The following is a 1018-nucleotide window of genomic DNA, read 5'->3' on the forward strand; positions in this document are numbered from 1 at the left end:
GTGGTGCGGCGCCAGCGTCACCGCCAGGAAGGGCGACGACCGCTGGTGCATCGCCGACGTGCGCTTCTCCAAGCAGCCCCCCACCGAGCGTCATACCTGGATTGAAGCGCCTTTCAACGAGAACCGGGCGGTCTGGCAGCACCTGATGGGCGACAACGTGTGGCGCATCGATTACCAGATGGCGCCCAACGCCGACCCGGACTACGTGAGCCGCGAAGACGTGGTGCGCGAGCGGCTGGCCCGCCAGTTCGGCGCGGATTGCGAGGTGGAGATCGTCTGGGTCGGCCCCTATGCCTACCGCAGCGAATGCATTGACCACATGCGCCATGGGCGGGTGTTCTTCATGGGCGACGCGGCCAAGGTTGTCAGTCCGTTTGGCGCACGGGGCGGCAACACCGGGATCGCCGACGCCGACAACCTCGCCTGGAAGCTGGCGGCGGTGTCGCGCGGGCACGCGGCCGGTCCGCTGCTGGACAGCTACCACGAAGAGCGCCACGAAGCTGCCCGGCAGAACGTGATGGTGACCGGACGCACAGCCCGCTTCCTGCGGCCGGCGGACGGCGTGGAACGTCTGTTCCGCACCGCCGCCATCGGCCTGGCCCGACAGTATCCATTTGCGCGCCAGTTCGTGAATACCGGCCGCATGGCCATTGCCAACCCCTACAGCGCCTCCAGTGCCTGCGAGGGCACCGGCGGCCTCTCGGTGCAGAACGTGGGCCTGCGCTGGGCCGACGGCAGCACGGGGACCACCAACGACCTGCTGCGCTGGGCCCATGGACGGCCACTGGTGCTGGTGTTCGGAGATATCGGCGCGCAGGGCCTGCAGCGCCTGCGCGCATTGGCCGCCGGAACCCCCGTGCGCTGCGTGCAGGTCATCGGCACGGACGGGCGTGCGGAAGCACTGGAACATGTGATCGACCCGCAAGGCCACCTGCAAGGGGCCTGCCATGTGTTCGGCCATGCCTGGGCCCTGGTGCGGCCGGACAGCTACGTCGCGGCCACCGGCGAAGGCATCGAC

The 1018-nt window shown here is 69.2% G+C and carries 1 protein-coding gene; it reads left to right on the forward strand.

Going from position 1 to position 1018, the window contains the following annotated elements; all coding sequences use genetic code 11:
- The coding region (locus KF759_RS14230; protein WP_291226504.1) for an FAD-dependent monooxygenase at positions 1-1018 on the forward strand (1018 nt) is incomplete at both ends.

It is taken from the genome of Dokdonella sp. (assembly GCF_019634815.1).
In the GTDB taxonomy this organism is placed as follows: domain Bacteria; phylum Pseudomonadota; class Gammaproteobacteria; order Xanthomonadales; family Rhodanobacteraceae; genus Dokdonella_A.